Below are 23,128 nucleotides of genomic sequence, written 5' to 3' on the forward strand. Positions count from 1 at the left end.
TCTGTTTCTGTTATTTCAGCTTCATGCGGTATACAACCGGCATATCACTCTTTACAAACGGTGCATGGATCGTCATGGTATCCGCATCGCGCTCGTAAGTCACCGGCTCATCATAACCAAGTGCCTTCATCTCAAGAATAATGCCGTGGAAGTCCTTGCTGTCCTCGCCCATAGACTTAACAACAACATCGGCACCCTCCTGCTTCATCGCAATGATGTAGATGTAATCTGCCTTACAGGTGAAGCGGATATCATCCTTGCCATAAGCCTGACGACCTTCCTCGGAGAACATACCTTCAACACCCTTGGTGCTGCCCTCTGCCTGGATACGCCATGGGTGTGTATCGTAGATTGCCTCTCCGTTGACGCTCATCCACTCACCCATCTCCTTTAAGATCTTGATCTCTTCGTCGCAGATAGTTCCATCTGCCTTTGGTCCCACATTCAGAAGCAGGCAGCCGTTCTTGCTGACGATATCCACGAGATCCTGAATGATCTCCACCGTCGGCTTAAAGCGGTTCTGCTCTGTGTAACACCAGGAATTGTACGCCATAGAGGTATCTGCCTGCCAGGTAAACGGCTTTGCCTCTGTAAAATGTCCACGCTCCATATCAAGCACACCGGTGCCAAGCATCATTGCATCATGCTTATAAGAAATAGTCACCTGCTGTCCCCATTCCAGACCACGGTTGTAATAATATGCTGCAAACTTCTTAAGATATGGCTTTACGGAATCATGCTGGATCCACCAGTCGAAATATACCATATTCGGATGATACTTCTCCACAAGCTCACAGTTTCTTGCCAGCCAGTCTTCCATGAAATCCTGTGGTGGTGCCGGGCTGAACAGATCCTGATTATCCGGTTCCGGCATAGCAGGGTAATAGAAATCGCCTAACTTCATCGGATCCTTGATATCACTGTCAAACTCCTTACCATGCCCCATAAAAAAGGAATGCTCTACACGGTGATTTGACTCACAGAAGGTCAGTCCCTCCTTCTCGATGGCTGCCTTCATCTCGCCAAGAACATCACGCTTCATAGCCATCTTCACGCTGTTCCACTCGCTGATCTCACTGTCATACATCTGAAAACCGTCATGATGCTCTGCAACAGGCATGACATATTTGGCTCCCGCTTCCTTGAAAAGCTTCACCCACTCCTCCGGCTGAAACTTCGGTGCCGTAAACATCGGTATAAAGTCCTTATAACCAAACTTTGTGTGCTCTCCGAAAGTATCCCTGTGATGCTGCCACTCCTCCATGCTCTGGATATACATGTTGCGGGAATACCATTCATTGTTAAATGCCGGCACGCTGAAAAGTCCCCAGTGAATAAATATACCAAACTTTCCATTCTTGAGCCACTTCGGCGTCTCATAATCAGAGAGGGATACCCAGTCCGGTTTAAACGGACCTTTCTCGATCACCTCATCCACAATGTTTAAATATTTCTGCTGTGGTGTCATTCTTTTTCTCCTTTTCTTTCATTAGCGACTGGCAAGACGATATGTCTTGTCAGACTGGGTATACCGGATATCCAGTCCGAACTCCTTCAGGGCATGAATATCTTCGTAGATACTCTTTCTCTCGCCGGTCAGATCGTGTTCACCCAGCCAGTCCAGAATCTCCTGCATGGTTACTCCTTTTTCCGAATCTGTCTGCTCCACAAACAGCTCCATCACATACAGTACTCTAAGTCTTACATTTTTTTCCATAACGCTTCCTCCTGAATGTATTTACTCACATGATACACGGATCAAATTCATCAGATCCGGTGTCTCGCTAAACCTCACCTGAATCATTTGCTGTGGGTGAGGACAGCTCTCCATTGCTTCTCCTTTATCATCCCGCATGGCAAGAACCTTCACGTGACAGTCACTGCCATCCGGCTTCATAATCTCAACCTCATCGCCCACACAGAACTTGTTGCGCTGCTCCATCACTGCGTAGCCGTCCTCTGTGATTCCGCCGACAATGCCAAGATATGTGTACTTACGAACGTAGGTATTGTTATCGTAGATCTGTCCCTCATGGGTCGGTTTGCCATAGAAGAATCCTGTCGTATACTGGCGATATGTACACTTTGAGATCTCATCCATGTAATAGTCCTTGCGGGACTCATATAACTCCGGTGAGGTGAAATAATCATCGATCGCCTGACGATATGTTCTCGCCACATCCGCCACATAAAGTGCCGTCTTCATGCGTCCCTCGATCTTGAAGCTGTCAATTCCGGCATCCACAAGATCCGGAATATGCTCGATCATACACAGATCCTTTGAATTAAAAATATAGGTGCCGCGTTCATTTTCCTCCACCGGAAGATATTCCCCCGGACGATTCTCCTCCATGATATAATACTTCCAGCGGCACGGATGCGTGCAGGCACCCAGATTAGCATCCCGCCCGGTAAAATAATTGCTGAGCAGGCATCGTCCGGAATAGGAAATGCACATTGCTCCGTGCACAAAGGTCTCTATCTCAAGATCATCCGGAATATGCGCCCGGATATCCTTGATCTCCTTGATTGAAAGCTCTCTTGCGGAAACGACGCGCTTTGCACCCATCCGCTGCCAGAACAGATATGTTCCGTAATTGACATTATTGCTCTGGGTGCTGATGTGGATCTCTATCTCCGGACAGACCTCTCTGGCAATATCAAATACACCCGGATCGGAAATGATCAGAGCATCCGGTCCGATCTCCTTTAACTCGCCGAAATAACGGCGGATCCCATCCATATCTTTATTGTGCGCTGTGATATTTGCTGTCACGAAAACGCGCTTTCCGTGCTCATGCGCAAAGTCAACGCCTTCCTTCATATCCTCTGTCGAGAAATTCTTCGCCTTGGCACGCAGACCATACATATCTCCACCGATATATACCGCATCCGCACCGTAGATCACAGCCACCTTTAACACCTCTAAACTGCTTGCCGGTATCAGAAGTTCCGGCTTTCCATTTGGTAACAAACCATTCCACCTCACTTTATCCGTCTGGACACGGTAATGCCGTCTCCAACCGGTAATATCACTGTATCAAGCTCCTCCGAATGAGTCAGCTGATATAAATATTCCCGCATCCTTCCGTGGATCGTACGATCCCTGCGGTTGATCGCGTAACGTGACTGGATCACGTCACCATCCTGTAATACATTATCCGTTATCAGCATACCATTTTCAGGCAGCATCTTCAATATGTTCGGCAAAAAATTAAGATACTGTCCCTTGGCAGCATCCATAAATATAAATTCGTATTGGTTTCCCTGTGCGGAAAGCTCTGTCAGCACATCGGCAGCATCCCCTTCCAACAGGCATATCCTGTCTGTTTTGCCGTAGCGTTTAAAATTCTCCTTCGCCGCTTTGATCCTTGCCGGCACCTTCTCGATCGTCGTGATCGTTGTCTCCTCCGGCACATATTCGCTCATCAGGATACCGGAAAATCCAACGGCAGCCCCAATCTCCAGAATAGACGCCGGCTTTAAAAGTCCCAGCATAAACCCGAGATATGACTGCATCGGACGACGGATGATCGGCACCTGATCCTTCAGAGCCTGCGCCTCAAGCTGATCCAGTCCATCCGGAAGTTTCCACTCCAGCGCATCGATAAATATAGAAAGTCTCTCATCTATTATCATTGGTCAAATCCCTCCGATACTGTCAGGCGGTTTAATATCTGCTCATATGTCATGGAATCGTTCAGGGTATATTTTCCGGCATAGATCTTGTTGCGTTCCGTATTCATCAGCTTGGCACGCACCAGAAAGCTGTACCGGTCATGGATCACACCCCTGTCCTGAAGCCTTGCTGCAATGTCTCCGAACGCATCGGCGGAATGCACCTCCACAGAAATCTCCTTCCCCGGTGCATCCTCCACACGGACATCGGCAAAAATGTTGTAACAAAACCGGTAACCGTGCAGACACAATGCGACCGAACCGAGAACCAGCAGCGAATACAGCACAATATATACGGACGTCATCGCAGCCGGTTTCCAGCTATTCATCCAAAAACTCCAGTGCAAGATCAAGATTTTCCAGAAAATATCCCTGCATTCTCTTAATCATCATGCAGTACTGATGCTCTGCCGCCAGAAATTCATTAGCAAGACCGTTGACCTGCAGATCTGCAAATTCCTTCTGAAGCTGATTGTTCTCCTCGATCGGATTCGCATGATCCGTCATCTGGAATGCAATGCTTCTGCGACGGAATTCTCCGATCCGCTGATAGATCTCAGGACGTTTTCTGACATTCTCCAAAAGCGTCTGATACTGATTATACTCCTGGGTACGCTTTACCGCATCCACCAGCTGCTCCATCAAAAGCTGCGTCTCTCCACTCATAGACTATTCAACCTCCATAATAACCGGCAGGATCATAGGATTGCGTTTCATCTTCTTCCACAGATAATCGCTCAGGCTGTCCTTGATCTCTGTCTTGATCTTGGACCAGTCTGACACCTGATTGTCCAGACATCTCTCCAGTGCCGCATAAACAATGCTCTTCGCTTCATCCATGAGATATTCGGACTCACGGACATAAACAAACCCGCGGGATACGATGTCCGGTCCTGCCAAAAGCTGATTGGTATACTTCTCTAAGGTTAATACAATAATGATCAGTCCGTTCTCTGACAGATGCTGTCTGTCTCTGAGTACGATATTTCCGACATCGCCGACACCAAGACCATCCACCATGATGCCCTGTGCCTGTACCTTTCCGACAAGTGCGCAGTGCTCACTGTCAAGCTCTAAAACATCACCGGAGGATAAGATCACGGTGTTCTCCTTCGGCACGCCCATAAGCTGTGCAAGCTCTGCATGCGCCTGCAGATGGCGGTACTCACCATGAACCGGGATCGCATACTGCGGCTTTGTCAGTGCGTAGATCAGCTTGATCTCCTCCTCACTGGCATGGCCGGATACATGTGCATCCTGCTCAATGACCTTTGCACCCTTTGCTGCCAGCTCGTTGACAACCTTGGCTACATTCTTCTCATTGCCCGGAATCGGACGGGAGCTGAAGATAACGGTATCTCCCGGCTCGATCGTGATACGACGGTGCAGGTTTGATGCCATTCTCGACAATGCTGCCATCGCCTCGCCCTGACTTCCTGTCGTGATCAGCACCAGCTTCTCCGGTGCATAGTTCTTCATCTGATCCATATCGATCAACGTATTGTCCGGAATATCAATATATCCTAACTCTGTCGCTGTGGTGATCACATTGACCATGCTTCGTCCCTCAACGACAACCTTTCTTTCATACTTAACCGCAGAGTTGACGATCTGCTGCACACGATCCACATTGGATGCGAAGGTCGCAACAATGATACGGTGCTTCGTATTCTCCGCAAATATATTATCAAACGTCTTTCCAACGGTACGCTCTGACATGGTAAAGCCCGGCTTCATTACATTGGTACTGTCTGCCATCAATGCTAAAACGCCCTTCTTACCAAGCTCTGCAAAACGCTGCAGGTCGATAGGCTCTCCTCTGACCGGTGTATAGTCCACCTTGAAATCTCCGGTATGAACGATCGTTCCAACCGGTGTAAAAATTGCAAGTGCTGCCGCATCGGAAATACTGTGGTTCGTACGGATAAATTCCACACGAAAACAGCCGAGATTGATTGACTGACCATATTTGACCACTTTCTTCTTGACCGGCTTTGGCATCACATGCTCCTTGAGTTTGTTCTCGATCAGACCCATGGTAAGCTTTGTCGCATAAACCGGTGCATTGACCTCCTTTAAGACATACGGAAGTGCTCCGATATGATCCTCATGACCATGCGTGATCACAAATCCTCTGACCTTATCAATATTTTCCTTGAGATATGTGATATCCGGAATAACAAGATCAATACCGAGCATATCGTCTCCCGGGAAGGAAAGACCGCAGTCCACAACAATGATATTATCCTCGTACTCAAATGCGGTGATATTCATACCGATCTGTTCCAGACCACCGAGTGGAATGATCTTCAGTCCATGTCCCACCAGACTGCTTTTATTCTTCTGGTTGGATTTCTCTGTCATACGGCGTACCTTTTCTGCAACTGCTTTATCTGCTTTTGCTGCAACACTCTCCTCTTTGGCAGCCTTGGACGCTCTCGTCGTTCTCGTTCTCTTAGGCTTCTGCTTCTCTGTTTCCGTCTCCTTTGTTTCACGTTCTGCCTTTGCTGACGGCTTTCTCCCTCTTCTTATGATCCGTTTCGCTCCTTTTTCTCCCTCTGTTTTGTGCTGTGCTGCACTTGTTTCCGTTTCCTTTTTCAATGAATTACCCTGCCTTTCTTCTATCTTAATTAATTATTTAAAATCCAGAAAATTGCATAGAAAAGCAAAGCCATTCCAGACATGCTTCCCGTCTGTCAGGCACCTTTTCCTCTGCATCCTTCTACATTTGAATATCTACGTCATCTAATAATTCTTCGAACACCTTAGAAAGCGCTTCTAACTGCGCCTCATCCTCCACGAACTCGTAAATCGTCTGATCGTCCTGATCACTGATCTCCTGCATAATGTAAACCTGTGCTTCGTCCTCCTGTGTATCGCTGTCCGTTACCAGCAGAAAGTCCTTTCCTGCAAGTGTGGTCTGCTCAATTATATAAAAAGGGATCTCCTCCCCTTCATCCGTAATAAAATTAATACTCTGCATGATTATTCTCCATTTCTACTTCCGGAGCATATCAAGATAGCCCTGCAGGATCAGCGATGCTGCAAGCTTGTCTATATACTCCTTACGGTTTTCTTTTCGAACTCCACCCTCGTCTAATACAGCGTCCGCTTCCTTTGTCGTCAGACGCTCATCCTGATAAATGATCGCAATTCCCGTTCTTTTGGCAAGCTGGTCCCCGAACTCCCTGGTTCGCTCACACCGCTCACCTTCCTCATTGTTCATCCGCTTTGGAAGTCCCAGCACGATCCGCTCCACGTCATACTCCACGATCAACGCATCGATCCGCGCAAATGTCTTGCGAAGCTTCGCCGGACGTTCTCTTTGAATTGTTTCCACAGGCTGTGCCGTCAACAGCAGTTCATCGCTGATCGCAACCCCCACTGTCTTATCGCCGTAGTCTAATCCCATGATCCTCACTTGCGTTCCTCCTTCTGCTCCGGATCGAGCTGTCAAAAAGGGCAAAACAAGCGTTTTGCTCTTAATTTCCGCCACAATACGAGCATTCCTGTCCAATCAAAGGAGCAACCTGCACTCTGCAGAAAAAATCCATGCTCCAGCCATCTTGTCCGGAATTATTTGAAATTATTCTGAATATAATCTTCCAGAAGCACCTCGATGATCTCATCGCGCTCCACACGCATGATCAGGCTTCTCGCTCCCTTATGACTGGTAATATAGGTTGGATCTCCCGACATCACATAGCCAACAATCTGGTTGACCGGATTGTATCCCTTCTCAGTCAAAGCTTCATAAATACGGGCAATGACATCCTTTACCTCGAAATCCATATCCTTCTGTACGTTAAAATATTGTGTATTATTGATTTCCTGCATAATGGCACTACCTCCATCCTTTCACGAGCACATATCTATCCAATATAGTAATATATCTTTTTACAAATTACAAGCCTTTTCCATTGTACCAAACAAAATCTCCCCATCCCTATCGCCTTCGATATGGACGTCGATCAGCCTGTTACAAAGGCTTTCATCACATTTTCCTGCCTCATACGGTACCGCAACCCGGACATACCTTTCGTTATAGCCGATCAGATATTTTTCCTTCCCAAGCATCACTGCTTCCTCGACCAGCACCTTCTCGGTCTGTCCCATAAATCGGTCATGGTATGCCTTCTCTAACTGTGCTTCGATCGCAAGAAGTGCATCGCTCCGCTTTCCTTTGATCTGCTCGTCCACCTGGTCTGTCATGGCATCCGCCACGGTTCCCTGCCGTCTGGAATATTTAAACACATGGATCTGTGCAAAACCAACTTCTTTAGCAAAGGCACATGTCGTTTCAAATTCCTCCTGCGTCTCTCCCGGAAAGCCCACGATAATATCCGTTGTAACCGCCGGATGATCAAAATATTTCCGTAAAAGCTCCACCCGCTGCAGATAATCCTGCGATGTATAATGGCGGTTCATCCTCCTGAGTGTTTCATCACAGCCGCTTTGCAGGGACAAGTGAAAATGTGGACACACCTCCGGAATTTCTGATAAATTTTTCACAAATTCTTCCGTGATGATTCTCGGCTCCAATGACCCAAGACGAAGTCTTTCAATCCCTTCCACCTGCGCCATATTTTTTAAAAGCGTCAGCAGATATTTTCCCTGCAGCTTTACAAAACTGTTCGCATCAATCTTCTCTGTTTCGCGGTCCACTCCAAAGGAAGAAAGATGAATTCCCGTCAAAACAATTTCATGAAATCCCGCCGCAGCAAGCTTTCTTGTTTCCTGTAAAATATCTTCGTCCGGGCGGCTTTCAAGCTTTCCGCGGACATAAGGAATTATGCAGTAACTGCAGTACTGATTACAGCCGTTCTGAATCTTAATATATGCTCTTGTATGCAGCTCCTGCTCTGCCTTTTCGGACATTTCTCCCATCGAATGTTCCGGACATTTTTCTGTCTGGAAAACACCTTTTTCCTCGAGAAGTTTCTCGACAAGTAAGACCATATTTTCTTTGTCTTCATTGCCAATAAAAAGATCGACACTTTCATCCTCTTCTCCCTTTCTTCTGGCAGAATCCACATAGCAGCCGGCAGCTGCCACAACGGCATCCGGGTTCATCCGGCGCGCACGGTGCAGCATTTTTCTCGATTTGCGGTCTGCAATATTGGTGACCGTGCAGGTATTGACTACATATACATCTGCTTTTTCCGAAAATGATACAATCTGATGCCCTTCTGTTTCAAATTGCATTTTCATTTTTTCCGTTTCATAGGAATTCACTTTACAGCCCAATGTTAAAAAAGCAATTTTCATTTTATCCGGTATTCCTTTCTTCCGAAATCCGATAAATTTTACATATTTTTTACCGGCTTTTGGTGTTTTTACTAAAATATGGCATTCCTCACCCATTTTTCGCATTATTTTTTGGCAACATTGTATATTGACTTTTCGTTCGGTAATGTCTAGTATAAAGGAGAACAAAATCAATGAGGAGGTAATAGTTATGAAAACAGTAAAGATTTCTTTAAACTCAATTGACAAGGTTAAGGCATTTGTAAACGATGTAACAAACTTCAATACTGATTTTGATCTGGTATCCGGAAGATATGTGATTGATGCAAAGTCTATTATGGGAATCTTCAGTCTGGATCTTTCCAAGGCTATCGATCTGAACATCCATGATGATGACAACATCGATGAGATTCTTAAGACTCTCGCTCCATACATCGTAGAGTAATATTTATGTGCATACCTTTATGAGTTTCCTCAGGTTTTCCTGGGGTTTTCATTTCGAGAAGTACAGAGAACACCAATGGTGTTCTCTTTTTCTTTTCTCTTTTATTCACCCACGGTAATGATCTCTACCGTATTCAAGGCTTCCCTGACCATATCATCAATCTTGTCCACAAGCTTCTCCTCCGAGCGATGCAGCATAGAAAGTACCGGCTTTGTCACCGGATGCTTTGCCACGAAGATCGTACAACAGTCCTCATACGGCTGAATGGATGTCTCATAGGTATTGATCTTCTCGGAAAGTTCTACGATCTCCTGCTTGTCAAAGCCGATCAGCGGACGATAGACAGGAAGTGTGCAGACCTCGTTGGTTGCCGCCAGACTCTGCATAGTCTGACTTGCCACCTGACCGATGCTCTCTCCGGTGATCAGTCCCAGACAATCGTTTTTCTTTGCCAGTATCTCTGCGATACGCATCATATAACGGCGCATCAGAATCGTCAGCTCCTCATGCGGACACGTCTCATAAATATACATCTGTATGTCCGTAAAATTGACCACATGAAGACGGATCGGTCCTGTATATTTTGATACAAGCTCCGCCAGGTCAACAACCTTCTGCTTTGCTCTCTCGCTGGTGTATGGCGGTGCATGGAAATATACCGCATCGATAAACACGCCTCTCTTGGCGATCATATATCCGGCAACCGGACTGTCAATACCGCCGGACAATAACAGCATCGCACTTCCATTGGTTCCAAGCGGCATACCGCCTGCTCCCGGAATCACTTTAGAGTACACATATGCCTTCTCTCGGATCTCCACCCAGATGCGGACCTGCGGCTTATGCACGTCTACCTTAAGCTCCGGAAAACGGTCGAGAAGATATGCACCCGTTTCCACACAGACCTCCGGGGAGGTCATCGGATAATGCTTATCACTTCTCTTGGACTCCACCTTAAAGGTAAAATCAAGGCTGTCATACTGCTGCTCCACAAAGTCACCAACGCCCTTTGCCACGCTCTCCCAGGTCTTGTCCTCGATCACGTTGACCGGGCAGATGCCTGAGATACCGAAAACGTGCCGGAGTGCCTCGATCACATCCTCCTCATCAAAGTCGCCCTTTGCCTCCACAAAGATACGTCCCTGCTGGCGCTGTACATGAAACTCTCCGTCCACCGGCTTTAATGTTCTCTCCATCTGTGTACAGAGCGCATTCTCAAACTTGTATCGGTTCTTTCCCTTGATACCGATCTCTGCATATTTCACCAAAAATGCCTGATACATATATTATCTCCATTTCTGCGCCGGTCATGCGGCGCCTGATTTCTTTTCATTTCATTGCATACTGTGTTAAATCGATCACTTCTTAATAAAACGACGAAGCATTGGCAAAACCTTATCGACTGCTGTCAGCGCATAGTCAACCTCCTCCGGCGTGCTTAACACCGAAAAACTGAACCGGAGTGTGGAATCCAAAAGCCGCTCATCCACACCGATCGCACGAAGCGTTCCGCTCAGTTCCGGATGATTGGAAGAACATGCTGAGCCGGAGGATACATAGACGCCCTCCTGTGCAAGCGCATGAAGCATAACCTCGCTCTTGATACCGGCAAAGCTGGCACTGACAATATGCGGTGCCGTCTCCTCCAGAGCAATCTCATTGATCCCGTTGACTGTCACCCCCTCCATTGCAAGCAGTCCGTCGATCAGCCGTTTCTTGAGCGCATATAGCTGCTCGACCTTCTGTGCGTGATCCTGATAAATAATGCGGATTGCCTCACCCATACCTGCTATCGCCGGAACATTCTCCGTACCTGAACGCATACCGCGCTGCTGACCGCCTCCCAGAATGATCGGGCTGATCTTCACGCCATCCCGCACATACAAAAAGCCGCTCCCCTTCGGTCCATGTATCTTATGACCGCTCACTGACATCAGATCGATCCCCATCCGTTTCGGAACGATCTTATATTTGCCGTACGCCTGAATCGCATCCACATGAAAAATAACATTGGGATTCTTCTTTTTGGCAATGGCGGATAACTTTTTGATATCCTCCAGCGCACCCATCTCATTATTGACCATCATAACAGAAACAAGCAGCGTATCCTCTCTGACCGCAGCTTCAAGCACCTCCGGCAGAACGTGACCGTTCTGATCCACCGGCAGATACTGCGTCTCATAGCCCATCTGCTCAAGTCTGCCAAACGGCTCATGCACCGATGCATGCTCTATCCTTGTCGTGATGACATGCTTTCCGGCACGCGGATTGGCAAGTGCTGTTCCGATGAGTGCCATATTATTGCTCTCTGTACCGCCGGAGGTCAGCACAATCTCCTTCGGCTGGCACTTCAATGTCGATGCGATCTGCTGCACCGCCCTTGTGACATATCCTTCCGCATCAATTCCCTTGGTATGTCTGGAGGAAGGATTGCCGAAGTCCTTCTCCATCACCTGCAGCATAATATCACGTACCTCCGGAAATACCCGGGTCGTTGCCGCATTATCCAAATACGCTTCCATGTTCTATCCTCACTTTTGTAACTGAAACATCATGATCGACAGCAGTGCCATGCCTGCCGTCTCTGTCCGAAGTATCCGTTTTCCAAGCGTGATCGGCTTCGCTCCGATCGCAACCGCCCGGTCAACCTCGTCCTTCTCCAGGCCTCCCTCCGGTCCGATAAAAATACCGACCGATTCCTTTGCACACGCCTCGTCCACAATCTGTCTGGAAACCTGAATCCCGTCCTGTAATTCATACGGTATCATATTGTACTCTAAGGAAGAAGCCATGTCAAACGCCTGTCCCATCGTAACCGGCTCATGAACCACCGGAATAATGCCGCGGTCGCACTGTTTTGCCGCCGCCTCCGCGATCGCCTGCCAGCGCTCGGTCTTCTTTTTGATCTTTTTGTCCTCGGAAAGCTTTACCACGCAGCGTTTCATCATGACGGGCACAATCTCATAAACCCCCAGTTCCACCGCCTTCTGGATGATAAATTCCATCTTGTCCTTCTTGGGAATCCCCTGAAACAAAGTAATGCGTGTATCAAGCTCGGTCCCGCTCTCCTGCTTCTTCTCAATAGAAAGCGTCACATCATCCGGCGAGAGCGATTGGATACGGCATACATAATCAGTCCCCTCCCCATCGCATGCCACCAGCCAGTCTCCCGGCTCCAAACGCAGCACATTCCTGATATGATTAACATCGGAATCCAGAATATGGATCTCATCCTCCTGTATCTGATCCTGTCCTATATAAAAGCGATACAACGTAATCTGCCTCCTCCAAGTTATATTTTCCTAATTATACCTATAATGTAAAAAAACACCTCCGGAACATAAACGGATAACGTTGTAAAGCCCCGGAGGTGTAACGTTCATTCATATCATATGCTGTGTCAGCAATGTGATCCCGCTTCTGTCACGGATTGCTCCACTGCCATATGCACCTGCACTCCTATAAATATCTGTCCAGCATGCCGTTGGCACCGCCAAGAGCCGCATAACGTCCGGAATATGTATACGCCGAACCGCTCCCACTCTGATATGCCTGACTGTTCGCCAGCTGATAAGTCTGTCTCGTCATGCTCTGCAGACTGTCACCATAGGAACCGCTTCCCTGAAACATGGAAGAAATATCGGTAAGCTTTGCACTTTTCAACTTGTCCTCATTGACCACAAGCTGGTTATTCTCGCCAAGCGTAATGCCGACCTTGGACAACATGGAAAGATTTCTTGAAGTCGAGCCTACCATATTCACAGACTTACGGAGAAGTGATACATTATCCACATCAGCCGTAGACTTAATGAAGGAATTGTAGTTGCTCACGAAATCCTTGATGCTCTTTGTGATCTTATCTCTGTCGTATACGGCTGCGCCGTTCTCATCGGTGCCGGTCGGCTCATAAAGAGATGCGCTGCGCAGATCCTCCAGACTGTTGTTGAGTGCGGCTGCCTGACTCTTGACGCCGACATATTTCGCCTGCTCCTCCTTCTCCTTTGTCTCAGTGCTCTCGGAAGACTTACCAGCCTTGTCCGTTGCATAATATGCCTTCATCAGCTTTCCGTAAGAACCGTTCTGGATCATCGTCAGATCGCTGAGTCCGAACGAATTGCCCGTATCCTTACTGCTGCCAATCCCGAAGATGCTATTATAAAGATTTGAAATATTCGATGAATCATAAACTCCATTTACTGCCATAAACATTCCCATTCCTTTCTCAATGTGCAAACCTCAGACTGCACGCCTGACATTTGCAAAACGGATATCCTCCGCTTTGTGCCGATGACTTTCATGCCACCATTCCTGCATACCCTCTTATAATTCTATATTAACACAAATTAACCGTTATGTCTTACTTTTCTCATTAATATTTTCTAAATTTTTTCCGGTCCTTTCCTTTGCCCCTGCTTTTATTTTCTTTCTTACGGTGATCATGCCTTTCTTCCCACTTCTTTTCACGCCAGCGTTCCTTACGCGGGGCGATCAGACACTCCGGACCAAACCCGATCAGATCCTCTCTGCCTGCTTTGATCAGTGCCTCCCTGACAAGATCGTAATTGTGCGGATTGCGATACTGCATCAGTGCACGCTGCATCGCCTTCTCGTGTGGATTGACCGGCACATAGACCTTCTCCATCGTCCGTGGATCAAGCCCTGTGTAATACATACAGGTCGATAACGTTGAAGGTGTCGGATAAAAGTCCTGCACCTGCTCCGGCATATACCCCAGATCCCGCAGATATTCCGCCAGCTCCACCGCCTCCTTAAGCCCTGAGCCAGGGTGGGAGGACATCAGATACGGTACAAGAAACTGCTTTTTGCCGGTCATCTTATTGACCCGCTGATAACGCTTGACAAAACTTTCATAAACGGCATTCTCCGGCTTTCCCATGTAATGGAGTACCCGATCCGCCACATGCTCCGGTGCTACGCGAAGCTGACCGCTGATGTGATATTTGCAGAGTTCCCGTATAAAGGAATCGTCCTTATCCTCCATCACATAATCAAAACGGATTCCCGACCGGATGAAGACCTTCTTGACGCCCGGCAGACTGCGCAGCTTACGCAGAAGCTCCAGATAATCCGAATGATCCACAGTTAAATTTTTGCACGGTTTCGGAAACAGGCACTGCTTTCCGGTGCATACTCCGTGCTCCAGCTGTTTCTGACAGGATGGATGACGGAAATTGCCGGTCGGACCACCCACATCATGAATATATCCTTTAAAATCAGGCTCCCTGATCATCTGCCCGGCCTCGGCAATGATCGATTCATGGCTTCTTGTCTGCAGAATCCTTCCCTGATGAAATGTCAACGCACAGAAGCTGCAGCCACCAAAGCAGCCGCGGTTGCTGGTCAGGCTGAACTTGATCTCCTGCAGTGCCGGCACACCACCAGCCGCCTCGTAGGACGGATGATACGCCCGCATATACGGCAGCGCATAGACATCATCTAACTCCATCTGTGTCAACGGTCTTGCCGGAGGATTCTGCACAACATACAGATGGTCGTTATATTTCTCCACCAGACTCTTCGCTGTAAAATGATCCGTATTGCAGTATTGTGTATAAAAGCTTTCTGCATATGCTTTTTTGTCATTGCTGACCTCATCATAGGACGGCAGCATCTCGGCATCATACACGGCATCTAATGACTTTGTGCGATATGCCGTTCCCTCTACATAGGTAATATCCTCCACTGCCATGCCGCTCTCAAGTGCCTCTGCAACCTCCACCACGGCGAGTTCACCCATCCCGTAGATCAGGATATTCGCCTGCGAATCCACAAGGATCGAATGCTTGAGGCTGTTGGACCAGTAATCGTAATGAGCCAGACGCCGCAGGCTCGCCTCGATCCCGCCGATAATAACCGGCACCTGCTTGTACACGCGGCGGATCAGATTGCAGTAAACGATTGTTGCATAATCCGGCCGCTTTCCGGCAACGCCGCCCGGCGTATAGGCATCACTGCTCCTGCGCTTCTTTGAAACAGTATAATGATTCACCATGGAATCCATATTCCCCGCGGACACAAGAAAGCCCAGTCTCGGCATGCCAAAAACCTGAATGCTCTGTTCATCCTTCCAGTCCGGCTGTGCGATCATTCCAACCCGGAAGCCGTGTGCCTCCAGAACACGGGTAATGATCGCTGCCCCAAAGGAGGAATGATCTACATAAGCATCCCCACACACATAAACAAAATCAACCTGTTCCCATCCCCGGTCCAGCATTTCCTGCCTTGTCACCGGTAAAAATCCCTGACTCATATATTAATGATCCTTCCTTAATTAACAGTATTTTCTTGCATAATCCATCACATTCCATTATACTTACATGGGCATTTGAGACCCTTGCATCATAAAGAAAGGACGGTACAAAAGATGCGTAAACTTCTTTTTTTTGATATTGACGGTACGATCCTGTCAGAAGGTAAAAAACGATATATTCCCGACAGTGCTGTGGAGGCAATCCACAAGCTTCAGCAAAACGGTCATCTCTGCTTCATCAACTCCGGCAGATCATGGTCTGAGATCAACGACAACATTATTGATCTCGGCTTTGACGGCTTCGTCTGCGGCTGCGGAACATTTATCAACTACCACGGAAAGCCGCTTCTTGCCGATGAGCTTCCGATGGAGCTTGCCGATGCGATCTATGCGGATCTTCACAGCTATAAGCTGGAATGGCTTTTGGAGGGACAGCATGCGATCTATTACAGCACTCTCCCATACCGCACACACATCGGTGATTTCTATAAGGAATACCATACTCTTTTCCCGGATCACTGCGTGGATTATCCACCTGAGACACGGGGACTGCATTTTGACAAATTCTGTATCTGTGTCACACCTGAAAGTGATCTGTCCGGTTTTATGGACAAGTACAAAGACAGACTTACCTTCATCGACCGCGGAAACGGTTTTTATGAAGTTGTCCCTGTCGGTCATTCCAAGGCAACCGGCATTCAGTTTCTGATGGATTATTTTGACATTCCACTGGAGGATACGATCGCAATCGGCGACAGCAATAATGATCTTCCCATGCTGGAATTTGCGGGCTTAAGCATCGGCATGCAAAAAAGTGATGCCGACGTTTTGAGTACTGTAGACTATGTAACAGATACGGTTGAAAACGACGGCATCTATAAGGCAATGAAACATTTTCATTTAATCTGATGTACGTTCCAGTGCAGTTTTATATAACATCATCAGGTATGCGTCCACAAAGCAGAAACGGTTGCAGACAAACTCGTATACCTTGTACAAAAAGCACAGACCAATCAGTGCCAGACTGACATTGGTCACAGCCGGCTGCAGTCCCATGGCGATCAGTACGACATTCGCCACGATATAAAACAGAAACACAAAACTGAACTGACGTGCGATCCGAAATGCCTCCAAAAGAGTGCCCGCAAGGCGCTCTTTTTTCTTGGCAATCTCCTCCGGAGTCCATTCCCGGATACGTTCGCACATTTCCCGATACACTTCTTTGCCATCTGTCTCAATCTCGTCCAGCGGATTGTTCTCTTTCATTTCCTCACGGCACATTGTCACAAAATGCCGGTAGCTCTTCTGCCCAAACTCTGCCCGCAGGCGTTTCCGAAAAACATTCATTGTCTTTTCCCCATCTTTTATGATATCGGACCGCTTACACGGTTCGTTTTCTCTTCTTGCATCATTATATGATGTCGGAGTCAAAAAGTGTTTGTCTCCAACCGGTGCTGCGTATTGCTCCCTTGCATCCCTATATGATAAAGTCAGAAATGGGTGTCTGTCAAGTCTCTGATCGATTCCAAAATGAAATACACTAATCAATTCCAAATCGAAATACCGTGTAATGCTTATACGGCTCTCCCGCCTTCAGCACGATATCCGGAAACTCCGGTGTATTGATGGCATTCGGAAAATTCTGTGTTTCAAAGCAGACAGCACTGGACGGGCCATACACCATGCCATCTTTTCCCTTCTCTCCGGAAAGCTCCGGTGCCGTATACATCTGAATGCCCGGCTGGTCGGTCAGAACGGTAAGCGTCCTTCCGGTCTCCGGTGCCCTGCATACTGCCGCCGTAACAACCTCACCCTTCTCATGCCCAAGCACAAAATTATGGTCATAGCCCTTGAAATAGTCCGGACTACTCTTATCCGAAACAACATCGGTACCGATCACCTTAAATTCTCTGAAATCAAATGGTGTACCTGCCACATCGACAAACTCGCCGGTCGGATATAACAGCTCATTGACCGGATTATACTGCTCTGCCAGAATCTTTACCTCATGATTCAGGATCTGTCCACCCTTGTGACCGCCCTTTCCCAGATTGAAATAAGAATGATTCGTCATATTGACTACGGTGTCTGCATCGGAAACACCCTCGTAATCAATGATCAGCTCATCGTCGTCCGTCAGATGATATGTAATGCTGTATGTGAAATTCCCCGGGAAATGCTGTTCCCCATCCGGGCTGATCCTGGAAAATGTCAGGATTTCCTCGCCATCTCCCTTCTCATACTCCGCCTCATACATCAGATAATTAAACCGTAAGAAACCACTGTGAAGACAGTTCGTGGAATCATTCTGATCAAGCTTATACTCGACTCCGTTGATCGTAAAATGACCATCCGAAATACGGTTTGCGCAGCGTCCGACCGGAGCGCCGAAGCTTGGTTCGTTGACTTCGTAGGAAGCGACATCATCATATCCGTGTACAACATCATCAAAATTGCCGTCCCGGTCCGGCACCCAGATATTTGTGATAACCGCTCCGAGATCAATAAACGATACCTTCATTCCGTTCTGATTCGTCAACGTATAACGCGTTACCTCACGTCCATCCTTTGTGGTTCCAAATTTTTCCTTCTGCATCATTTTCCCTCCATACCTTAAGTTTGCTAAGCTCCCTATTTCCAGTCACTTAAAACATTAAGTTAATTATAGCAAAAGTAACTATATATGACAAGACTTCACAACCGCAATCTGATCGATTCCGTAATACAAAAAGACGTCAACCATCTCTCCCGTGATCTCCTCTCCGCTGACGGCGATCGGAATTGCCGGCGGGCATGATACAGTTTCCTGTGCAAGAATCCTGCCAACCGACTTCTTCACCGGGATCATTTCCGAATCTGCAAAAACAGCTTCGCGAATGCTCATCCTGCGTACGGCAGGTGTCTGCCCGACTGGCATTGCCGGCTTTAACGGCTTCCTGCGGTGGCGCAGTCTCGTTTCGCGGACCCAAAGCCTCATATTCTCCCAGTCAATCGGTGAAGTCATCATTCCCACCATCAAAACAACCGTGTTGCAGTCTGCAAATTCACATTCAATGCTCTTTCGGGTGGCTCCATTCACATTTGCCCCACCGGCACGCATTTCTTCTGCGATCACACGACCATCGTAACCGGAGGCTCCCGTGTCGATCACGATCTTGAGCGGCTCGGATTCCCGGACATAAATTCCTGCGAGATCAGTTATCCTTCGAAACCGTTGTACCTGCTCGATGCTGTGCGCAAGCTCTGTTCTGATCCGCCGGTCCAGATAATCATTACACAGATCCAATGACTGCAGAATCAAATACGACGGGCTTGTAGAGCCAAACATCGCCAGTCCCTTTCCGGCATAATCCTGCAGAGCCTCCGCCATGTTCCTGCTGATATGAAGGTATGCACCGCCCGTCAGAACGATCAGTGTCTTATGGGCGGAATCACAGCAGATATCTGCACCGAGATAGATCGGATGTAAGCTTTCTTCCAGAAAAGCAAGATATGCTCCATGTGCATTGTCCACGGCAAGCAGTGTACCCTTTTCATGACACACCGCCGCAATCCCCGCAACATCGCTTAAAACACCCAGATAATCCGGCGAGGTGATATACACAGCCGCTGGAAGGTACTCGCATTCCTCCAGAGCCTTTCGGACATCCTCCGGCTCCACCACCGCCGAGCAAAGTCCCTGCGCCGCCCCGCTTCGTATAAACTCAATATCAAGATCTAACAGTGCACAGCCATCCAGCATGGCACGGTGAACATTTCTCGCCGCCAAAATGTACGGTCTTTTCCCTCGGTTCTGTGGCAGTCTCTTCCAGTACATCACCACCGCATAGAGCATTGCCTTGACCGCCAGAGAGGATCCCTCTGTAGAGTACAGCGTGGCACCTGTCCCGAATAACGTACCGGCATTCTTCTGACTCTCCCCAAGGATCCCCTCTGATTCCGATAAAACATCCGCCCCTGCGATCTCCGTAATATCACGTTCTTCGATTCGGAGCGGACCGATACCCTTGTGTCCGGGCATGTGTGCACGGACACCTCTTGCGGCTATGTATTTTTCTACAAAATCATAAACCGGTGTATTCACGATTTCTTCTCCTGTCCGGCAGTGTTCGCCTGCGTTTCCTGCTGTCCGGCTGCATTTTCCTGCGCTTCCCTCTGCTTCAGCGCATCGCGGATCTGGTTCATATAGATCTGCTCACGCATACGATTGTTTGCTTCTGTCTTTTTCTGAAGACCGGCAAGCATATTGATCGCATAGAGAACCATCGGCACAAGCACTGTCATCATGATACTTCCGATAAACCAGTTGCGTGATCCGTCTGATGCAAATATTGCCGTAATGATCGTCATCACATACATAAATACCAGCAAAATAACACCAATCATTGCCAAAACCCGTTTAAATTTGTCCATAAATTCACCCTTCCTTTCTTTTAATCACAATTTTCCAATCTCTTTAAAATGTTCTTTTATCTTCTTCTCATAGCCATTGTCCGACAGGTTAAAGAAGGTTGTTCCCTCAAGCTCATCCGGAAGATACTGCTGCTTCACATAATGATACGGATAATCGTGGGAATACAGATAGCCGATGCCATGTCCCAGCTTCGCCGCACTCTTATAATGTGCATCCTGCAGATGTGCCGGGATCGGACAGGTCTTGGAATGTGCCACAAGATCCATCGCCGCATCGATCGCCATGATCGACGAATTACTTTTCGGGGCACACGCCACATACGTCGCCGCCTGCGCAAGCACGATCCGCGCCTCCGGCATGCCAAGCCGTTCCACTGCCTGTGCCGCACTTGTCGCCACAACTAATGCCTGCGGGTCTGCATTCGACACATCCTCTGCCGCACAGATCATGATACGACGTGCAATAAACGCCACATCCTCCCCGGCATAAAGCATCCGTGCCAGATAATACACTGCCGCATCCGGATCGGACCCCCGCATACTCTTGATAAACGCTGAGATCGTATCGTAATGATTGTCCCCGGACTTATCATAGCGAAGCACCCGTTTCTGAATACATTCTCCGGCAACCTCCATATCAATATGTATCTTGTCATCCTCACTGCGCTCTGTCGACAGCACGCCAAGCTCCAGCGCATTGAGGGCGCTTCTGGCATCTCCGTTTGCCACGTCCGCCAGAAAATCTGCCGCATCATCCTCCAGAACAACACGATAGCTTCCCATCCCCCGCTCGTTATCCTCCACCGCACGGAACAAAAGCTGTCTGATATCCTTCTTTGTAAGCGGCTTTAATTCAAAGATCACCGACCGCGAGATCAATGCGCTGTTCACTTCGAAATACGGATTCTCCGTGGTCGCACCGATCAGGATAACGGTTCCGTCCTCCACATAAGGGAGAAGATAATCCTGCTGACCTTTGTTAAAACGGTGAATCTCATCCACGAAAAGGATCGTCTTCTTACCGTACATGCCCGCCTGATTTTTGGCTTCCTGTACTACCTCTTCCATATCCTTCTTACCGGCAGAGGTCGCATTGACCTGACGGAATACTGCACTTGTCGTATTTGCGATCACCTTCGCAAGCGTTGTCTTACCGGTTCCCGGCGGTCCGTAAAAGATAACCGAGCTTAACTTATCTGCCTGAATCGCACGATACAATAACCGATTCTTTCCGACAATATGCTCCTGTCCCACCACTTCATCTAACGTCCGCGGACGCATCCTGGAGGCTAACGGGGCATCATCGTCCTTCGTCTGTTCCCTCATATATTCAAATAAATCCATAACAATATAACATTCCTTTCCCTTTGCCGGCTATTCCTCAAAGATCATCGGTTTTCCGTCAAGAACCGCAAAAAACAACGGATCCGACACCTCAAGCTGTGCCTTTCCCGCCGTTGCCTCTGTGATCTCCTTCTGAAGCAAGGTGCATTCCTCCTCCGGCACAAGCACATCCATCTCCACCGCCTCCGCATAGCGCGTATCAAGCACCGGAATATTTCTCTTGCCGACAATATACTGCATTTTGCCGATGCCATTGTAATCTGTGCCGATCGAAAGCTTTCTGCCTGACTGCCTTGTCATGATCCGGCTTGCAGCAAGTCCCGCCTGCGTCGCCTGTGAATATGCGCGGACAAGACCACCGGTTCCAAGCAGTGTTCCTCCAAAATAACGGGTCACAATAACAAGCACATTATGTATTCCTCTGCCCTGCAGCACCTCCAGAATCGGGCGTCCGGCAGTTCCGGACGGCTCTCCGTCATCACTGCATCGGCTGATCTCATCATTCGGTCCGATCACAAAGGCATGGCAGTTATGACGGGCATCCCAGTACTGCTTCCTGATCTGTTCAATATGTTCCACAGCCTCCTGTTCAGAATGCACCGGAAACACATGCGCAATAAACCGTGATTTCTTCTCCACGATCTCATCGCTGCCTCCCTCATAAACAACATCATAGGTCTGTTTCATTGCCATATCATTCCCTTTCTTTCTGTCCGGTCACCTTCATCATACCGGTCCCCAGCGTTACAAACGCTCCAATGATCATCAGTATATAGAAATTAACACCGCGGCTGAGCAGCATCGCCGACATCGCCGTTTTCTTATTCATGATCTGTTTAAACATCGTCACAAAGAAGCCTTCATTGATCCCGACCCCTCCCGGCATCGGCAAAATATCAATGCAGACGGCAACAAAGCTCTGCAGCATAATGACCTCCCACGGCGAAACGCCATGCTGTCCGAGTGCCAGATATACAAACCATGTCACCGCAAAAAAGCTGAGCCGCTGCAGCACCGTCACTGCCAGCACAATAAAGAACACTTCCCAGTGTGTTCTCATGTAGACAGCTCCCTCCTGATACAGTTCCAGCGAACGGTCTAACTTCTCCATAAAACGTTTCTTGTGGCGGATGATCCGCAGCTTATGGCAGATCCAGGTTCCAACGTGTGCCAGATTGCGGACACCGTTTCGGGAAAATACCACGATCGAGTACAAAATAATGGATACCAGATTCACAACGATCCCCACTAGAAACAGCCAGTAATAGTGTCCCAGATACTGATGAAGAAATCCCCGGAAAAACAGCATCACAACGCCTTCGATCAGAAGAAGCGCTATCTTGTAAATGATTGTCCAAAACAAAAGCGCCACTGAAGAAACACCAATCGAGATGTTGTCCTCATGCATATAATAAACCTGCATCGGCTGCCCGCCACTCGCAGACGGCGTGATCGCATTAAACAAAAACCCGATAAACGTATAACGGATCCCATCCTTCAACCTCATCGGTGTTCCTGCCGACTGTACAATAATTTTTAAGGAAACGGCCTGCAGTACAAGATACGCCATTGCAAACAAAGCCGCAAATATAAGCCAGCTTTTGTCTGCCCCTCTCAATACTTTCAGGATTGATCTAAGATCTTCTCCATGCAGAAGGGTATAAAAGGTAAAAATAAGAACTACGATCATCAATATGATGTTAAATACATAGGTTGTCTTTTTACGCATC

Annotated in this window: 25 protein-coding genes; 2 read left to right on the forward strand and 23 right to left on the reverse strand. The window is 48.0% G+C overall.

The window, feature by feature from the left end; translation table 11 throughout:
* Positions 1-10 precede the first annotated feature (10 nt).
* From ACZLMD_RS03100 to mtaB, 11 genes are all read right to left on the reverse strand, one after another.
* A complete protein-coding gene (locus ACZLMD_RS03100) occupies positions 11-1,468 on the reverse strand; it encodes an alpha-L-fucosidase (protein WP_022305208.1) in 1,458 nt (485 codons plus the stop codon).
* 21 nt (positions 1,469-1,489) lie between these two features.
* On the reverse strand, positions 1,490-1,717 hold the full coding sequence (locus ACZLMD_RS03105) for a hypothetical protein (RefSeq protein WP_489495108.1): 228 nt from the start codon (positions 1,715-1,717) through the stop codon (positions 1,490-1,492).
* 21 nt (positions 1,718-1,738) lie between these two features.
* A complete protein-coding gene (locus tag ACZLMD_RS03110) occupies positions 1,739-2,974 on the reverse strand; it encodes a peptidase U32 family protein (RefSeq protein ID WP_489495109.1) in 1,236 nt (411 codons plus the stop codon).
* A gap of 11 nt (positions 2,975-2,985) precedes the next feature.
* Complete coding sequence (locus tag ACZLMD_RS03115; protein ID WP_022305205.1) at positions 2,986-3,639, reverse strand: O-methyltransferase; 654 nt, start codon at positions 3,637-3,639, stop codon at positions 2,986-2,988.
* The gene (locus ACZLMD_RS03120; RefSeq protein WP_489495110.1) at positions 3,636-4,007 is read right to left on the reverse strand and encodes an endolytic transglycosylase MltG; all 372 of its coding nucleotides are present in this window, start codon (positions 4,005-4,007) and stop codon (positions 3,636-3,638) included. Before ACZLMD_RS03120 ends, ACZLMD_RS03115 begins: the two co-directional genes overlap by 4 nt.
* Entirely contained in the window at positions 4,000-4,344 is a 345-nt protein-coding gene (locus ACZLMD_RS03125) for a YlbF/YmcA family competence regulator (RefSeq protein ID WP_022305203.1), read from the reverse strand. The genes ACZLMD_RS03120 and ACZLMD_RS03125 overlap by 8 nt, the downstream gene beginning before the upstream one ends.
* 3 nt (positions 4,345-4,347) lie before the next feature.
* The gene (locus tag ACZLMD_RS03130; RefSeq protein ID WP_489495115.1) at positions 4,348-6,042 is read right to left on the reverse strand and encodes a ribonuclease J; all 1,695 of its coding nucleotides are present in this window, start codon (positions 6,040-6,042) and stop codon (positions 4,348-4,350) included.
* A 358-nt stretch (positions 6,043-6,400) separates the two neighbouring features.
* On the reverse strand, positions 6,401-6,661 hold the full coding sequence (locus ACZLMD_RS03135) for a DUF1292 domain-containing protein (RefSeq protein WP_022305201.1): 261 nt from the start codon (positions 6,659-6,661) through the stop codon (positions 6,401-6,403).
* 15 nt (positions 6,662-6,676) lie between these two features.
* Positions 6,677-7,099, reverse strand: coding sequence for a Holliday junction resolvase RuvX (gene ruvX / locus ACZLMD_RS03140; protein WP_022305200.1), 423 nt, complete (start codon positions 7,097-7,099; stop codon positions 6,677-6,679).
* 155 nt (positions 7,100-7,254) lie between these two features.
* Complete coding sequence (locus ACZLMD_RS03145; RefSeq protein WP_022305199.1) at positions 7,255-7,515, reverse strand: IreB family regulatory phosphoprotein; 261 nt, start codon at positions 7,513-7,515, stop codon at positions 7,255-7,257.
* Between the two features lie 60 nt (positions 7,516-7,575).
* Positions 7,576-8,946 carry a tRNA (N(6)-L-threonylcarbamoyladenosine(37)-C(2))-methylthiotransferase MtaB gene (mtaB, locus tag ACZLMD_RS03150; protein WP_484104442.1) on the reverse strand — a complete coding sequence of 457 codons (1,371 nt, stop codon included), beginning with the start codon at positions 8,944-8,946 and terminating at the stop codon, positions 7,576-7,578.
* A 190-nt stretch (positions 8,947-9,136) separates the two neighbouring features.
* On the opposite strand from mtaB, the gene ACZLMD_RS03155 reads away from it, so the two are divergent.
* Positions 9,137-9,370, forward strand: a complete 234-nt coding sequence (locus ACZLMD_RS03155) for an HPr family phosphocarrier protein (protein WP_022305197.1) — start codon at positions 9,137-9,139, stop codon at positions 9,368-9,370.
* A gap of 101 nt (positions 9,371-9,471) precedes the next feature.
* Here the strand turns inward: ACZLMD_RS03155 and thiI are convergent, their stop codons facing one another.
* The 5 genes from thiI to ACZLMD_RS03180 form a co-directional block, all read right to left on the reverse strand.
* Positions 9,472-10,653, reverse strand: coding sequence for a tRNA uracil 4-sulfurtransferase ThiI (gene thiI, locus ACZLMD_RS03160; RefSeq protein WP_022305196.1), 1,182 nt, complete (start codon positions 10,651-10,653; stop codon positions 9,472-9,474).
* A gap of 75 nt (positions 10,654-10,728) precedes the next feature.
* Positions 10,729-11,892, reverse strand: a complete 1,164-nt coding sequence (locus ACZLMD_RS03165) for a cysteine desulfurase family protein (RefSeq protein WP_118559389.1) — start codon at positions 11,890-11,892, stop codon at positions 10,729-10,731.
* A 9-nt stretch (positions 11,893-11,901) separates the two neighbouring features.
* Complete coding sequence (locus ACZLMD_RS03170; RefSeq protein ID WP_118559390.1) at positions 11,902-12,642, reverse strand: 16S rRNA (uracil(1498)-N(3))-methyltransferase; 741 nt, start codon at positions 12,640-12,642, stop codon at positions 11,902-11,904.
* 187 nt (positions 12,643-12,829) lie between these two features.
* Entirely contained in the window at positions 12,830-13,573 is a 744-nt protein-coding gene (locus ACZLMD_RS03175) for a hypothetical protein (RefSeq protein WP_147403691.1), read from the reverse strand.
* A 166-nt stretch (positions 13,574-13,739) separates the two neighbouring features.
* Entirely contained in the window at positions 13,740-15,641 is a 1,902-nt protein-coding gene (locus tag ACZLMD_RS03180) for a YgiQ family radical SAM protein (protein ID WP_482521880.1), read from the reverse strand.
* A 114-nt stretch (positions 15,642-15,755) separates the two neighbouring features.
* On the opposite strand from ACZLMD_RS03180, the gene ACZLMD_RS03185 reads away from it, so the two are divergent.
* Positions 15,756-16,550, forward strand: a complete 795-nt coding sequence (locus ACZLMD_RS03185) for a Cof-type HAD-IIB family hydrolase (protein ID WP_489495111.1) — start codon at positions 15,756-15,758, stop codon at positions 16,548-16,550.
* On the opposite strand, the gene ACZLMD_RS03190 is transcribed toward ACZLMD_RS03185, so the two are convergent.
* From ACZLMD_RS03190 to ACZLMD_RS03220, 7 genes are all read right to left on the reverse strand, one after another.
* Positions 16,542-16,988 (reverse strand): HMG-box domain-containing protein, encoded by a 447-nt coding sequence (locus ACZLMD_RS03190; protein WP_022305190.1) that lies wholly within the window; start codon positions 16,986-16,988, stop codon positions 16,542-16,544. The two genes, ACZLMD_RS03185 and ACZLMD_RS03190, sit on opposite strands and share 9 nt — an antisense overlap.
* A 193-nt stretch (positions 16,989-17,181) precedes the next feature.
* Positions 17,182-18,237, reverse strand: coding sequence for an aldose epimerase family protein (locus tag ACZLMD_RS03195; RefSeq protein ID WP_489495112.1), 1,056 nt, complete (start codon positions 18,235-18,237; stop codon positions 17,182-17,184).
* Between the two features lie 81 nt (positions 18,238-18,318).
* Positions 18,319-19,725, reverse strand: a complete 1,407-nt coding sequence (locus ACZLMD_RS03200; protein WP_118559396.1) for an Orn/Lys/Arg family decarboxylase — start codon at positions 19,723-19,725, stop codon at positions 18,319-18,321.
* Positions 19,722-20,054: a hypothetical protein gene (locus ACZLMD_RS03205; RefSeq protein ID WP_022305187.1), complete on the reverse strand. Its 333-nt coding sequence runs from the start codon at positions 20,052-20,054 to the stop codon at positions 19,722-19,724. Before ACZLMD_RS03205 ends, ACZLMD_RS03200 begins: the two co-directional genes overlap by 4 nt.
* Before the next feature lie 24 nt (positions 20,055-20,078).
* Positions 20,079-21,398, reverse strand: coding sequence for a replication-associated recombination protein A (locus tag ACZLMD_RS03210; protein ID WP_484107762.1), 1,320 nt, complete (start codon positions 21,396-21,398; stop codon positions 20,079-20,081).
* A gap of 30 nt (positions 21,399-21,428) precedes the next feature.
* On the reverse strand, positions 21,429-22,091 hold the full coding sequence (locus ACZLMD_RS03215) for a YigZ family protein (protein WP_482521884.1): 663 nt from the start codon (positions 22,089-22,091) through the stop codon (positions 21,429-21,431).
* A 1-nt stretch (position 22,092) separates the two neighbouring features.
* The gene (locus tag ACZLMD_RS03220) at positions 22,093-23,127 is read right to left on the reverse strand and encodes a lysylphosphatidylglycerol synthase transmembrane domain-containing protein (protein ID WP_484107763.1); all 1,035 of its coding nucleotides are present in this window, start codon (positions 23,125-23,127) and stop codon (positions 22,093-22,095) included.
* Position 23,128 lies beyond the last annotated feature (1 nt).

It is taken from the genome of Jutongia sp. (assembly GCF_057878315.1).